This is a genomic window from Curtobacterium sp. MCBA15_004 (assembly GCF_001865055.2).
Taxonomy (GTDB): Bacteria; Actinomycetota; Actinomycetes; order Actinomycetales; family Microbacteriaceae; genus Curtobacterium.
In genome coordinates, this window is the sequence record NZ_CP126266.1 from 603,465 (window position 1) to 616,921 (window position 13,457).

Annotated in this window: 12 protein-coding genes; all 12 read left to right on the forward strand. The window is 73.4% G+C overall.

The features are described from left to right. Positions 1-135 precede the first annotated feature (135 nt). The 12 genes from QOL16_RS02895 (at position 136) to QOL16_RS02950 (ending at position 13,428) form a co-directional block, all read left to right on the forward strand. Positions 136-2,304 carry an ATP-dependent Clp protease ATP-binding subunit gene (locus QOL16_RS02895; protein ID WP_083394092.1) on the forward strand — a complete coding sequence of 723 codons (2,169 nt, stop codon included), beginning with the start codon at positions 136-138 and terminating at the stop codon, positions 2,302-2,304. Positions 2,305-2,504: 200 nt separating this feature from the next. Beyond that, complete coding sequence (locus QOL16_RS02900; protein WP_305411316.1) at positions 2,505-3,158, forward strand: response regulator transcription factor; 654 nt, start codon at positions 2,505-2,507, stop codon at positions 3,156-3,158. Then, on the forward strand, positions 3,158-4,393 hold the full coding sequence (locus tag QOL16_RS02905) for a HAMP domain-containing sensor histidine kinase (protein ID WP_071284324.1): 1,236 nt from the start codon (positions 3,158-3,160) through the stop codon (positions 4,391-4,393). The genes QOL16_RS02900 and QOL16_RS02905 overlap by 1 nt, the downstream gene beginning before the upstream one ends. A gap of 48 nt (positions 4,394-4,441) precedes the next feature. Then, positions 4,442-4,948, forward strand: coding sequence for a hypothetical protein (locus tag QOL16_RS02910; protein WP_065963108.1), 507 nt, complete (start codon positions 4,442-4,444; stop codon positions 4,946-4,948). Positions 4,949-5,012: 64 nt separating this feature from the next. After that, on the forward strand, positions 5,013-5,498 hold the full coding sequence (locus tag QOL16_RS02915) for a hypothetical protein (protein ID WP_071284328.1): 486 nt from the start codon (positions 5,013-5,015) through the stop codon (positions 5,496-5,498). Next, a complete protein-coding gene (locus tag QOL16_RS02920) occupies positions 5,495-6,544 on the forward strand; it encodes an efflux RND transporter periplasmic adaptor subunit (protein ID WP_071284331.1) in 1,050 nt (349 codons plus the stop codon). Before QOL16_RS02915 ends, QOL16_RS02920 begins: the two co-directional genes overlap by 4 nt. Next, complete coding sequence (locus QOL16_RS02925; RefSeq protein WP_083395008.1) at positions 6,544-7,344, forward strand: ABC transporter ATP-binding protein; 801 nt, start codon at positions 6,544-6,546, stop codon at positions 7,342-7,344. The genes QOL16_RS02920 and QOL16_RS02925 overlap by 1 nt, the downstream gene beginning before the upstream one ends. Continuing rightward, entirely contained in the window at positions 7,341-8,600 is a 1,260-nt protein-coding gene (locus QOL16_RS02930; protein ID WP_217637628.1) for an ABC transporter permease, read from the forward strand. Before QOL16_RS02925 ends, QOL16_RS02930 begins: the two co-directional genes overlap by 4 nt. Before the next feature lie 101 nt (positions 8,601-8,701). Next, positions 8,702-9,256, forward strand: coding sequence for a DUF2231 domain-containing protein (locus tag QOL16_RS02935; protein ID WP_139266383.1), 555 nt, complete (start codon positions 8,702-8,704; stop codon positions 9,254-9,256). 140 nt (positions 9,257-9,396) lie between these two features. Further along, positions 9,397-10,185, forward strand: a complete 789-nt coding sequence (locus tag QOL16_RS02940) for a DeoR/GlpR family DNA-binding transcription regulator (protein WP_065963097.1) — start codon at positions 9,397-9,399, stop codon at positions 10,183-10,185. After that, positions 10,182-11,213, forward strand: a complete 1,032-nt coding sequence (locus QOL16_RS02945; protein ID WP_071284337.1) for a 1-phosphofructokinase family hexose kinase — start codon at positions 10,182-10,184, stop codon at positions 11,211-11,213. Before QOL16_RS02940 ends, QOL16_RS02945 begins: the two co-directional genes overlap by 4 nt. Positions 11,214-11,325: 112 nt before the next feature. Next, positions 11,326-13,428 (forward strand): fructose-specific PTS transporter subunit EIIC, encoded by a 2,103-nt coding sequence (locus tag QOL16_RS02950; RefSeq protein ID WP_065963093.1) that lies wholly within the window; start codon positions 11,326-11,328, stop codon positions 13,426-13,428. The last annotated feature ends 29 nt before the right edge of the window (positions 13,429-13,457 follow it).

Consider the following 13,457-nt stretch of genomic DNA (forward strand, 5'->3'; position numbering starts at 1 on the left):
GTTGCGCCCGGTGGCGGGAATGTCGGCCCCGGCGGTAAAGTTGAGTCAGGTGGACTCAGGATGGGTCCGATGGCTTCCGGTCCGGCCGCGACGAGCGACCGGGCCACACCACAACGTGACGAAAGGACGACACGCATGGCGAACCTCCAGGGCGCCCCTGACTCCCAGGAGCGCCAGAAGACCGCACTCGAGCAGTACGGCGTCGACCTCACCGCGATCGCACGCAGCGGCAAGCTCGACCCGGTGATCGGCCGCGACGCCGAGATCCGGCGCGTGTCGCAGGTGCTGACCCGGCGGACGAAGAACAACCCCGTGCTCATCGGCGAGCCCGGCGTCGGCAAGACCGCCGTCGTCGAGGGGCTCGCGCAGCGCATCGTCGCCGGTGACGTCGCCGACTCCCTCAAGGACAAGCGGCTCGTGTCGCTCGACATGTCGGCGCTCATCGCGGGTGCGAAGTACCGCGGCGAGTTCGAGGAGCGGCTCAAGGCCGTGCTCAAGGAGATCGACGACTCCGACGGGCAGGTCATCACCTTCATCGACGAGCTGCACACGCTCATGGGCGCCGGCGGTGGCGAGGGGTCGGTCGCGGCCTCGAACATGCTCAAGCCGATGCTGGCCCGCGGCGAGCTGCGGCTCATCGGTGCGACGACCCTCGACGAGTACCGCGAGTACATCGAGAAGGACGCCGCGCTCGAGCGACGCTTCCAGCAGGTGTTCGTCGGGGAGCCGAGCGTCGAGGACACGGTCGCGATCCTCCGCGGACTCAAGGAGCGCTACGAGGCGCACCACAAGGTGACCATCAACGACAGCGCACTGGTCGCCGCCGCGAGCCTGTCGAACCGCTACATCTCCGGTCGGCAGCTCCCGGACAAGGCGATCGACCTGATCGACGAGGCGGGCAGTCGTCTGCGCATGGAGATCGACTCCAGCCCGGTCGAGATCGACGAGCTGAAGCGCTCCGTCGACCGGCTGCGCGTCGAGGAGTTCGCGCTCAAGCAGGAGAAGGACGACGCGTCGAAGGCCCGGCTCGAGACGCTGCGGAACGAGCTGGCCGGACGGCAGGAGCGCCTCGACGAGCTCGAGCGGCGCTGGCAGGCCGAGCGCGCGAGCCTGAACCGGATCGGTGAGCTGAAGCAGGAGCTCGACGAGCTGAACATGCGCAGCCAGCGGGCACAGCGCGAGGCCGACTACGAGACCGTCTCGCGGCTCGAGTACGGCGAGAAGCCGCGCATCGAGGCCGAGCTCGCCGCCGCCGAGCAGGCCGAGAGCGCCGACCGGATGGTGAACGACAGCGTCACGGACGAGGACATCGCCGCCGTGATCGCCCAGTGGACCGGCATCCCGATGGGCCGACTGCTGCAGGGCGAGACCGAGAAGCTCCTGCACCTGGAGACCGAGCTCGGCCGGCGGATCATCGGGCAGCGCGCGGCGGTCAGCACCGTGTCCGAGGCCGTCCGGCGCACCCGCGCGGGCATCTCCGACCCGGACCGTCCGACGGGCTCGTTCCTGTTCCTCGGCCCCACCGGTGTCGGCAAGACCGAGCTGGCCAAGGCGCTCGCCGAGTTCCTGTTCGACGACGAGAAGGCCCTCGTCCGCATCGACATGAGCGAGTACGGCGAGAAGCACTCGGTCGCGCGGCTCATCGGCGCCCCACCCGGCTACGTCGGGTACGAGGCCGGCGGCCAGCTCACCGAGACCGTCCGGCGCCGCCCGTACTCGGTCGTGCTGCTCGACGAGGTCGAGAAGGCGCACCCCGAGGTGTTCGACGTCCTGCTCCAGGTGCTCGACGACGGCCGCCTGACGGACGGGCAGGGCCGGACGGTCGACTTCCGCAACACGATCCTCGTGCTGACCTCGAACCTCGGGTCGCAGTTCATGACCGACCCGGCGCTCACCGCCGAGCAGCGCGAGGAGGGGGTCCGCGAGCTGGTCCAGCAGGCGTTCCGACCCGAGTTCGTGAACCGTCTCGACGACATCGTGGTGTTCCAGTCGCTCACGGCCGACGACCTCGGGCAGATCGTCTCGCTGTACGTCGACCGGCTCGCGCGGCGGCTGTCCGACCGCCGACTCGAGCTCGCGGTCACGCCCGCTGCCCGGACCTGGCTCGCCGAGCGGGGGCACGACCCGGTGTACGGCGCGCGACCGCTGCGCCGGCTCATGCAGCGGCAGATCGACGACCAGCTGGCACGCGCGATCCTGGCCGGGGACGTCCGCGACGGCGACACGGTGCGCGTCGACGTCGCCGACGGCGGCGACGGCCTCACCGTCGAGCCGTTCGAACTGGCGGAGATCGTCGAGGAGTGAGCCGCGGCCCGCACGGGGCACGGACGGACGGGAGGCGCGGTGCCGGCTGGCACCGCGCCTCCCGTCCGTCAGCACGGCCGCGTGCCGTCGAGAGGCGGCCGCTCCTGCCTGCTCGCGTCGCGTCGCGTGGCGTCGACTGCGTCGGCGGACGGGCGGGAGCATCCAAGCCCACTCATAGGTACATCTGATGTGATGTTTCGATGCGTGTCCTGGTTGCCGACGATGAGATCGCCCTCGCCGACCTCGTGGCGAGGGGTCTGACCCAGCAGCACATGGCGGTGGACGTCGCCTACCGCGGCGACCACGCCGACGAACTGCTCACCGTGAACGACTACGACGTGGTCGTGCTCGACCGCGACCTGCCCGGGGTGCACGGGGACGAGGTCGCTCGGCGGATCGCCGCGCGTGGCTCGCTGACCCGGATCCTGATGCTCACGGCGGCGACCTCGCTGACCGACCGCGTCGCCGGACTCGAACTCGGTGCGGACGACTACCTGGCGAAGCCGTTCGAGTACCCGGAGCTCGTGGCCAGGGTCCGGGCACTGGGCCGTCGGGCGGTCGCCCCGGTCGCGCCGGTGCTCGAGCGTGGTGGCCTGCTGCTCGACTCGAACCGCCGGGTCGCGACGCGTGACGGTCGGCACCTCGACCTCACCGCCAAGGAGTTCGGCGTGCTCGAGACCCTGCTGCGCGCCGAGGGTCGGATCGTCTCGGCCGAGGAGCTCCTCGAGAAGGTCTGGGACATGAACGTCGACCCGTTCACCACCGCGGTCCGCGTGACGATGTCGAAGCTCCGGCGGAAGCTCGGGGAGCCGGACCCGATCCGGACGCTCCCCGGGCAGGGTTACACGCTCTGATGCGCTCGTGGAGCATCCGGACCCGCACCGCGGTCGTGTTCGCGCTCACGTCGATGGCGCTGACGGCCGGGGTACTCGCGTTCGTGAACGTCTCGGCGCTGTGGTCGGTCGCGGACCAGCCGGCGTTCGCGTCGGTCCGGCAGGTGCCCGACGGGCAGGGGGACGGTGAGCAGCGGGACGACGGCCGGCGGGACGGCGGGCAGGACCACGCTCCGGCGTCGGACCCGGACCGAGCGACCGAGCAGGGCGCGGTCGGCGGCGACGGGCCCACGGACGGTGCCGAGGGCGGCGACGCGTCGGTGGCCGTCGGCGGCGCGACCATCCAGCTCGTCGCCCAGGCGCAGTGGCAGTGGTCCGCGATCGGCGTCGCCGGGTCGGGCTGCATCGCCGGTGTCCTCGGGTGGTGGGTCAGCCGTCGGATGCTCCGGCCCGTCGACCGCATCACCGACCGCACGAACCGCATCTCGGCGTCGACGTTGCACGAGCGGATCGGCCTGGACGGTCCCGACGACGAACTCCGTCGGCTCTCGCGGACGATCGACCAACTGCTCGACCGGCTCGAGGCGGCGTTCGACAGCCAGCGGCACTTCGTGGCCCAGGCGTCGCACGAGCTCCGGACCCCGCTGGCCGTGCAGCGCGCGGCACTCCAGATCGGGATGCCCGAGGGGGACCCCCGGCTCGACGCCGTCCGGGACGAGCTGCTCGAGCAGAACCGTCGCACCGAACACCTGGTGGAGAGCCTGCTCGTGCTGGCCGAGGCGGACCGCGGTCTGGACGGCCGGGTCGAGCGGGTGGACCTCGGTGCCGTCGTCGACGACGTCGTCACGGGCTGCTCCGCGGCGGCGGACGGGCTCGACGTCCGGGTGCTCGTGTCCGTGGACGCCCCGGCGTCGCTCGTCGTGCCCGCGGAACCCGTGCTCACGCAGCAGCTCGTCCTCAACCTCGTCGACAACGCCGTCGAGTACAACCGCGCCGGCGGGACCGTCCGGATCGCCCTGGACGCCGCGGGACTCACGGTCGAGAACACCGGACCGGTCGTGCCGGACGAGGTCGTGGCCGAGCTGACCGAGCCCTTCCGGCGATGCCCCGACTCGGGCGACCGCGCCGTGCGGCGGCACAGCGGCCTCGGGTTGTCGATCGTCGCCGCGATCGCCCGGGCGCACGGCTGGGCCCTGGCGATCGACGCGCTGGCCGAGGGTGGTCTGCGCATCCGCGTCGGTGTTTCGTCGACGTGACCTGACGGACACCCGGCACGAAACGCCCGCTCCGCTGGACTGGGTGACATGAAGCACACCACCGCACTCCGAACGGTCGCCCTCGTCCTCACCGCCGGGCTGGCCCTGCCGCTGGCCGCCTGCACCGCGACGCCGTCGGCCTCCTCCTCGTCCACGTCCTCCTCCTCCGCCGCCGGTCTCGGCGAACGCTGGGGCTCCTGCATGCGGGACGCCGGGTTCGACGTGACCGACCCCCAGGACGACGCCGTCCGGTCCGGGGCCGTCACGACACCGGACGGCGTCGACCAGGAGGCGTTCGCGCGCGCATCGAAGGAGTGCGCCGAGTCGCTCGGCGTGACGGGGGCGAGCACCGCGGACAAGCAGCGGTGGGAACGGGAGTACGCCGAGGTCGCGGACTGCATCCGTGAGCACGGCTACCCGGACCTGCCCGAGCAGCGACCGGGGGCTCTGGACTTCCAGTCGTACCCCCGGTCGTCGGAGGACGGCTTCCAGCAGACCGTGTCCGCGTGCCTGGCCGAGTTCTCGTCCGACACGAAGCAGCAGCAGGTCGGCTGACCCGGCTCCGAGCCCGCACGCACGCGCACGAACAGCACGCACGCGCACGAACAGAGAGAGCGACATGACGAAGCGCACCACCACCAGCACCACGACCGCCGCCGGGCTCCTGGTGCTCGCGGGCACCCTGGCCGGGTGCTCCACCGCCGGGCAGCCGTCGGGCGGCAGCACGAACGCCGCCGGCACGGGCGGGTACGAGAGCTGCCTGCGGGAGAAGGGCTACGACTACCCGGACCAGGACACGAAGGAGCACCTCGAACTGCGGATTCCGAAGGGCGCCGACGCCGCGCAGTTCCAGCAGGACCTGCAGCAGTGCCTGCGCGACAGCGGCGACGGTGCGGCGGGTTCGGCGAAGCCCCGGTCCGACGCCGAGCTCGACGCGTGGGACGCCGAGGTCGCGGCGTGCGTGCGGCGAGAGGGCATCGCGGACTTCCCGGACGACGTCGATGCGCGCGCCCCGATCCTCGAGCGCAACCCGGCCGCCGACGCTGCCGTGGACAAGTGCTCCAGCGAGATCGCCGCGGAGGACCAGAAGGAGCAGGGCGAGTGACCGCGCAGCGCAGCAGCCGGAAGCTCGTCGTCGCGGCGGCCGTCGTCGCGGTCCTCGGCGCCGGGGTCGGTGGGTGGGCACTCACGAGCCTGCCGTCGTCGACGCCCGCGTCGGCGGAGTCCACGGCCCAGCGGCACCACGAGACCGCGCCGGTGACGAAGGGCGACCTCGTCGACACGAAGACCTTCTCGGGCTCGCTCGGGTACGGCAAACCGACCGGCGTACCCGGTGCGGCGTCCGGCACGCCGACCTGGCTGCCGAAGCCGGGCCAGGTCGTCCACCGCGACGAGCCGCTCTACGCGGTCGACGAACGTCCCGTCCGGGCGATGGTCGGCGCGACGCCGATGTGGCGCACGCTCGAGCGCGGGCGCAAGGGCGACGACGTGCAGCAGCTCAACGAGAACCTCGCGGCGCTCGGCTACGACGTCGCCGTCGACCGGACGTTCGGCCCCCGGACGGAGCGGGCGGTGCAGCGGTGGCAGAAGGACCGGGGGCTCGAGGTGACGGGGACGATCACGACGAACGACGTCGTCTTCGTCGACGGCGACGTCCGCGTCGAATCCGTCACCGGGGTCCTCGGTCAGCCGCCGGCGGGTGACCTGCTGCAGGTCACGAGCACGAAGCGCGTCGTCACCGCCACGGTCCCGCAGCGTGACGCCGAGCGGATGGTCGTCGGCACGACGGTCCGGCTGCTCGTGAACGGCACGGGCGATCCGCTCGAGGGGCAGGTCGTCGACAACGAGCCGACCAAGGGCGACGACGGGACGACGAGCGTCGCGGTGACGATCAGCTTCGACCCGGGCGACCGGCAGCTGCCCGCGGCCGCCTCGGCCCGCATCGAGGCCGAGGGGCAGGCCGAGCGGGACGTGCTCAGCGTCCCGGTGTCCGCACTGCTCGCCGGCAGCACCGCCGATGCGTTCGCCGTCGACGTGGTGCGGCGCGACGGCACCACGAAGCGCGTCCCGGTCCGGGTCGGGTTCGTGGCCTCCGGCCGGGCAGCGGTGACGGGCGACGTCGCCGAGGGTGACCGGGTGGTGGTGCCGTGATGGCGTCCACCCGTCGTCCGGCCCCCGGGCCCGACCGGCACCCGACACGCACGTCGGCGCGCACGTCCGCGGCCGACCACGCCCCGTCGCCCGTCCTGTCGCTGCAGGACGTCGTCAAGTCCTACGGCGAGGTCCAGGCCCTGCGCGGGGTGTCGCTCGAGGTGGACCACGGGGAGCTCGTCGCGGTCGTCGGCCCGTCCGGCTCGGGCAAGTCGACGATGCTCAACATCATCGGGACGCTCGACCGTCCGACCTCCGGGACGGTGACGATCGCCGGCAACGCGGTCGACCGGATGTCCGACGACGCACTGTCCGTGCTCCGGGCCGACCACATCGGGTTCGTCTTCCAGCACTTCCACCTGCAGCCCGGTGCCACCGCGGCAGAGAACGTCGCCGACGGCCTGCTGTACGCCGGGGTGTCCCGGTCCGAGCGGCACGAGCGTGCGGTCCGGGCGCTCGAACGGGTCGGCCTCGGTCGCCGCGCGGGGCACCGTCCCGGCCAGCTGTCGGGCGGCGAGAAGCAGCGGGTCGCGATCGCCCGGGCGATCGTCGGCGAACCGACGATCCTGCTCGCCGACGAGCCGACCGGCGCGCTCGACACGGCGACCGGCGGCGCGATCCTCGACCTGCTCCACGAGCTCAACGAGGAGGGCACCACCGTGCTCGTGATCACCCACGACCTGGACCTCGCCGCCGACCTGCCCCGGCAGGTGCGGATGCGCGACGGCCAGGTGCAGCAGGACAGCACGGGCGGGGACGCCAGGAGCCTGGCCGACGCGATCGCGGGAGGTGCGCGGTGAGCGCCGGGGCCGTCCGGTCCAGCGCCGGGGCCGTCGGGTCCGGCGCCGGGGCCGTCGGGTCCCGCGCCGGGGCCGTCCGCTCCCGCGTCGGGCTCGGCGACCTGCTCCGCCTCGGCGTGTTCGGCCTCCGCACCCGTCCGACCCGTGTGGTCCTGTCCGCGCTCGGCATCGCGATCGGCATCGCGGCGATGATCGCGGTCGTCGGGATCTCGAGCTCGAGCAAGGCCGAGCTGGACCGGGTGCTCGACGCACTCGGGACCAACGTCCTGACCGTCACCGAGGCGCAGTCCTTCGGCGAGTCGACGCCGCTGCCGCCCACCGCGGTGGACTCGGTCGCACGGCAGCGCGCCGTCGAGCGCGCCGCGGGCGTCGGCACGGTCAAGGGGGCACACGTGTACCGCAACGCCCTCGTCCCCGAGGGCGAGTCGCGCGGCATCCAGGTGATGGCGACGTGGGGCGACGTGCCCGACGTCCTCGGCGGGCAGCTCGCCGACGGACGCTGGGTCGACCCGGGCGCCGACGCCCCCGACCAGGTCGTGCTCGGTGCCGAGGCCGCGACGGCGCTCGGCATCGACGCGGTGGACCCCGACACCCGCGTCTGGACGGGCGGACGCTGGGTGCAGGTCGTCGGGATCCTCGCGCCACTCGAACTCGCCCCGGACCTGGACAACAGCGTCTTCGTGCCGCGTGCCACCGCGGCGGACCTCGGCTTCGACGGGCACCCGAGCGCGGTCTACACCCGCGTCGACCCCGAGCAGGTCGCGGCGGTCCGGGACCGCCTCGCCCGTGCTGTCTCGCCGCTCGCACCGACCGAGGTCGGGGTCACCCGGCCCTCGGACGCCCTGGCCGCGAAGAACGCGACCGACGACTCGTTCACCGGGCTCCTGGTCGGCATCGGCGGTGTGGCGCTGCTGGTCGGCGGCATCGGCGTCGCGAACACGATGGTGATCACGGTCCTCGAACGACGCGCCGAGGTCGGTGTCCGGCGGGCGCTCGGCGCGCGGCGACGGCACATCCGGGACCAGTTCCTCGTGGAGTCCCTGCTGCTGTCGACGCTCGGCGGTGTGGCGGGGGTGGTCGTCGGCGTCGCGGTGACCGCCGCCTTCGCGATCAGCCAGCACTGGCCGGTCGCGGTGCCGATCTGGGCGGTCGCGGGCGGCCTCGGCGCGACGATCGTCATCGGCGGGGTGTCCGGGCTGTACCCGGCCGCGCGCGCCGCGCGCATCCCGCCGACGTCGGCCCTCGCGGCCGTCTGATCCGCGCGGACGGTCGGGCTCGTCCGCCCAGCGCGACCGCCTGGAGGCCCGGTGCCGGTTCCTGGAACCGGCACCGGGCCTCCAGGCCTACCGTCCAGGACATGCCTGAGTTGCCCCTGCTGCGTCGCCTCACCGACTCCATCGAGCACGCGAGCGTGCTCGACAAGGCCGTCGACCTCGACACCCGCGCCGTCCGCGCGATCGCCAAGCCGAAGGCGCTGCGCCAGCTGCTGCACGGCGTGCCGATCGGTCACCCGCTGCACCCGCTGATGGTGCAGGTGCCGCTCGGCGCCTGGATCTCGGCGGCCGTCCTCGACACGATCGGGGGGAAGGGGAACGCCCGCGCGGCCCAGACCCTCACCGGCGTCGGGATCGCCTCGGCCGGGAGCGCCTCGATGGCGGGCTACGTCGACTGGGCCGAGCTGTCCCTCGAGCAGCGCCGCACCGGGTGGGTGCACCAGGCCGTGAACTGGGTCGGCATCACGTTCTTCGGGCTGTCGTGGTGGCAGCGCCGGAAGGGCAACACCGCCGCTGGCAAGGCCCTCGGGTTCGCCGGCCTGGCGGTCGTCGGGGTCGGCGGGTACCTCGGCGGGCACCTGTCGTACCGGCAGCGGGCCGGCGTCGGGTCGAGCGACCGGGTGCCCTTCGACTCCTGATCCCGCACGCACCGTCGCCCGTCCCGCTCCGGTGGGGCGGGCGTTCCTGCGTTCGTGTTGGTTCTGCGACGGAACAGTTGCGTTCGTGTGGCTTCCAGACGTACAGTTCCTGAAACCAACGGGAACGAAGGAGTTCGGGCATGTACGCAACGGAGCGGCAGGACGCCATCGCCGCCGCGCTGCAGTCGGCCGGGCGGGTGTCCGTCGCCGACCTCGCCGAGCACTTCGACGTCACCACCGAGACCGTCCGCCGCGACCTCGGCGCGCTCGAGACCGCCGGGGTCCTGCGCCGCGTGCACGGGGGAGCCGTCCCCGTCGGACGGTCGAGCATCGTGGAGCTGTCCGTCGCCGAGCGCGAGGGCCAGCACGGCACCGCGAAGACCGCGATCGCCCGGGCCGCGATGCGCCTGGTCCCGCCGACCTTCACCGGCTCGATCGCCCTCGACGCCGGCACCACCTGCGCGGCCGTCGCCGCCGAGCTCGTGCGCTGGGAACCCGCGACGCCCGGCGCGACGCTGACCGTCGTCACGAACTCCGTGCCGATCGCCGCCGCCCTGCAGCACAGCGAGCACGTCGAGCTGCACCTGCTCGGCGGCCGCGTCCGCGGGGTCACGAGCGCCGCGGTCGGCACCGCCACGGTCGAGCAGATCGGGGCGCTCCGGCCCGACATCGCCTTCGTCGGCACGAACGGACTGTCCGCGGGCTTCGGCCTGAGCACCCCCGACGAGTACGAGGCCGGCGTCAAGGGCGCCTACGTGCTCGCCGCCCGCCGCAGCGTGGTCCTCGCCGACGCCGCCAAACACGGGGTCGAGGCGCTCATGCGCTTCGCCCGCCTCGACGAGATCGACACGCTCGTCACCGACCAGGAGCCCCCGGCGGACCTCGCCGTGGCGCTCGCCGACGCCGACGTGGAGGTCGTGGTCGCATGAACCGGACCAGCGCTGCCACCGGCAGCACCGCCAGCACCCGCATCGTCACCGTGACGCCCAACCCGTCCCTCGACCGGACGATCGAGCTCGCCGGGGAGCTGCAGCGCGGTGCCGTCCAGCGTGCCGTGCACACGACGGCCGAGCCCGGCGGCAAGGGCGTCAACGTCTCCCGGGTCGTCGTGGCCAGCGGCGGCGACACCCTCGCGGTCCTGCCCGGGGACGAGCTCGACCCCGTGCTGCTCGGGCTCGCGACCCGTGGCATCCCGACCGCCGCGCTGCCGATCGGCACCCCGCTCCGGTCGAACGTGACCGTGACCGAGCCGACCGGCACCACGACGAAGCTCAACGAGCCCGGGCCCTCGCTCGCCGGCCGCCTGGACGACCTCGCCGCGCTCGTCGCCGACGCCGCCGGGCCCACCGCGACCGGACCGGCCGCACGCTGGGTGGTGTTCGCCGGCTCGCTGCCGCCCGGGCTCCCGGACGACGCGCTCGCGGTCCTCGTCCGCGCGGTCCGCCGGCGGCACGGGGACCAGGTCCGCATCGCCGTCGACTCGTCGGGCGTCCCCTTCACGGCGCTCCTGCAGTCCGGTGAGCGCATCGACCTGGTCAAGCCGAACGCCGAGGAGCTCGCCGAGGTCGTCGGCGGCGACCCGAAGGGCTACGAGCGCGACCCCGCCGCCGCCGCGGTGGCCGCCCAGCGCCTCCGCGACAAGCACGTCGACGCCGTGCTGCTCACGCTCGGCAGCGCCGGCGCCGTCCTCGTCTCGGACGAGGGGGCCTTCGCCGCCGCGGCACCGCGCATCACCGCGCGGTCCACGGTCGGCGCGGGGGACTCCTCGCTCGCCGGCTACCTGCTCGCCGAGGTCGCCGGTGCGACCCCCGCCGAGCGGCTCGCCCAGGCCGTCGCCACCGGAGCCGCCGCTGCGGCGCTCCCCGGCAGCGACGTGCCCGCCCTCGACCACACCGACCCCGGCAGCGTGACCGTCCGGACCCTGCACCCGTCGCAGGTCCCGGAACCGATCGCCTGACCGACACCGCAGCACCGCCCCCGTCAGCACCACCCCCGTCAGCACCACCCCCGTCAGCACCACCCGAACCAGCACTGCCCGCGCCACGGCGCCACTGCAAAGGAGCAACCCCATGTCCGCAGACACGACGCAGCGCCTCATCAGCGCCGAGCTCGTCGGCCTCGACGAGGACCTCGGCGGGACGTCGTCCGACGTCATCCGCGTGCTCGCCGACCGCGTCGCCGCCACCGGCCGCGCGGCCGACGGTGCCGCCCTCGCCGACGACGCGATCAAGCGCGAGGCGAGCGTCGGCACCGGCGTCCCCGGCGGCATCGCGATCCCGCACGCCCGGTCGGCCTCGGTCTCGAGCCCGACGCTGGCGTTCTCCCGCCTGGCCCGGAAGGTGCCGTTCGGCGCACCGGACGGCGACGCGGACATCGTCTTCATGATCGCCGTGCCCGAGGGCGCCGACAAGGACCACCTGACGGTCCTGTCGACCCTCGCCCGGGCGCTCATCCGCGACGACTTCACCGCCGCGCTCCGCGCCGCCGCGACCCCGCAGGACGTCGTGGACCTGGTGCAGCGCGAGGTCGGCGGCGAGGTCGCCGAGGCCGGCGTCGGCGCCGCCCCCGCAGCTCCCGCCGCCGCGGCCCCGACGTCCACGACGGCCGGGACCGGTGCCCGCAAGGTCATCGTCGGCGTCACCGCGTGCCCGACCGGCATCGCGCACACGTACATGGCCGCCGACGCCCTCGTCGCCGCGGCCGAGCGCGCCGGTGCCGAGATGCACGTCGAGACGCAGGGCTCCTCGCAGGTCGAGCCGCTCGACCCCGCACTGATCGCCCGTGCCGACGCCGTCGTGTTCGCGGTCGACGTGGACGTCCGCGACCGCGCACGCTTCGCCGGCAAGCCGCTCGTCTCCGGTCCCGTCAAGCGCGGTGTCGACGAGCCGGACAAGATGATCGCCGAGGCTCTCCGTGCCGCCGACGACCCGAACGCCGCACGCGTGCAGGGCGGTGCCGCGACGACCGCCGAGTCGAACACGGCGGACGAGCACTTCGGCCAGGCCCTCAAGCGGTGGCTGCTGACCGGCGTCAGCTACATGATCCCGTTCGTCGCGGGCGGCGGACTCCTGATCGCGCTCGGCTTCCTGCTCTCCGGCTACGGCATCGCGCTGCAGCACGGCGACTCCGGCCAGAACAACGCCGTCTACACGCTGACCAACTACACGCTGCTGAACCTGCCGCCCGAGGGACTGGCGTACTACCTCGGTGCCGCCGCGTTCCAGATCGGCGGGGTGTCCCTCGGGTTCCTCGTCGCCGCCCTGGCCGGGTACATCGCGTACGCCATGGCCGACCGGCCCGGCATCGCGCCCGGCTTCGTCGCCGGCTCGATCGCCGTGTTCATGAACGCCGGCTTCCTCGGCGGGCTCGTCGGTGGTCTCATCGCCGGTGCCGCCGCGTACTGGATCGGGCGCATCCCGACCTGGCGCTGGCTCCGCGGCCTCATGCCGGTCGTGATCATCCCGCTGTTCGCGTCGATCATCGCCTCGGGGCTCATGCTCCTCGTGCTCGGCGGCCCGATCGCCTGGCTCATGACGGAACTCACCGCGTGGCTCAACTCGCTCAACGGCGCCTCGGTGGTCCTGCTCGGCATCATCCTCGGCCTGATGATGGCGTTCGACCTCGGTGGCCCGGTGAACAAGGTCGCCTACTCGTTCGCCGTCGCCGGGCTCGGTGCCGGCACCGCGTCCAACGTCGTGCCGTTCGAGATCATGGCCGCCGTGATGGCCGCGGGCATGGTCCCGCCGCTGGCCCTCGCGCTCGCCTCGACCGTCCTGTACCGCAAGGGCTTCACGAAGCCGGAGCGTGAGAACGGCAAGGCCGCGTGGCTGCTCGGTGCGTCGTTCATCTCGGAGGGTGCGATCCCGTTCGCCGCCGCCGACCCGCTGCGGGTCATCCCGGCGTCGATGGTCGGTGCCGCGGTCACGGGCGCGCTGTCGATGGCCGCCGGTGTGACCTCGCGGGCCCCGCACGGTGGCGTGTTCGTGTTCTTCGCGATCGACTCGTTCCTGGTCTGGGTGCTCGCGATCCTGGCCGGCACGGTGGTCTCCGCGCTGGTGCTCGTCGCCCTGAAGAAGTGGGTGCGCCGTGCCCCCGCGGCGGACGCCGCGGCCGCCCACGAGGCGGCGGTGGCCGGCGAGACGGTCGGTCAGCGCGCTCCGGCGGCGGTCTGACGGTCGTCACCACCTGACGGACGGGAGGC

Coding starts and splice junctions, on each gene's coding strand:
- QOL16_RS02895 (WP_083394092.1), top strand. CDS start 136: ATGGCGAACCTCCAGGGCGCCCCTGACTCCCAGGAGCGCCAGAAGACC.
- QOL16_RS02900 (WP_305411316.1), top strand. CDS start 2,505: ATGCGTGTCCTGGTTGCCGACGATGAGATCGCCCTCGCCGACCTCGTG.
- QOL16_RS02905 (WP_071284324.1), top strand. CDS start 3,158: ATGCGCTCGTGGAGCATCCGGACCCGCACCGCGGTCGTGTTCGCGCTC.
- QOL16_RS02910 (WP_065963108.1), top strand. CDS start 4,442: ATGAAGCACACCACCGCACTCCGAACGGTCGCCCTCGTCCTCACCGCC.
- QOL16_RS02915 (WP_071284328.1), top strand. CDS start 5,013: ATGACGAAGCGCACCACCACCAGCACCACGACCGCCGCCGGGCTCCTG.
- QOL16_RS02925 (WP_083395008.1), top strand. CDS start 6,544: ATGGCGTCCACCCGTCGTCCGGCCCCCGGGCCCGACCGGCACCCGACA.
- QOL16_RS02935 (WP_139266383.1), top strand. CDS start 8,702: ATGCCTGAGTTGCCCCTGCTGCGTCGCCTCACCGACTCCATCGAGCAC.
- QOL16_RS02940 (WP_065963097.1), top strand. CDS start 9,397: ATGTACGCAACGGAGCGGCAGGACGCCATCGCCGCCGCGCTGCAGTCG.
- QOL16_RS02945 (WP_071284337.1), top strand. CDS start 10,182: ATGAACCGGACCAGCGCTGCCACCGGCAGCACCGCCAGCACCCGCATC.
- QOL16_RS02950 (WP_065963093.1), top strand. CDS start 11,326: ATGTCCGCAGACACGACGCAGCGCCTCATCAGCGCCGAGCTCGTCGGC.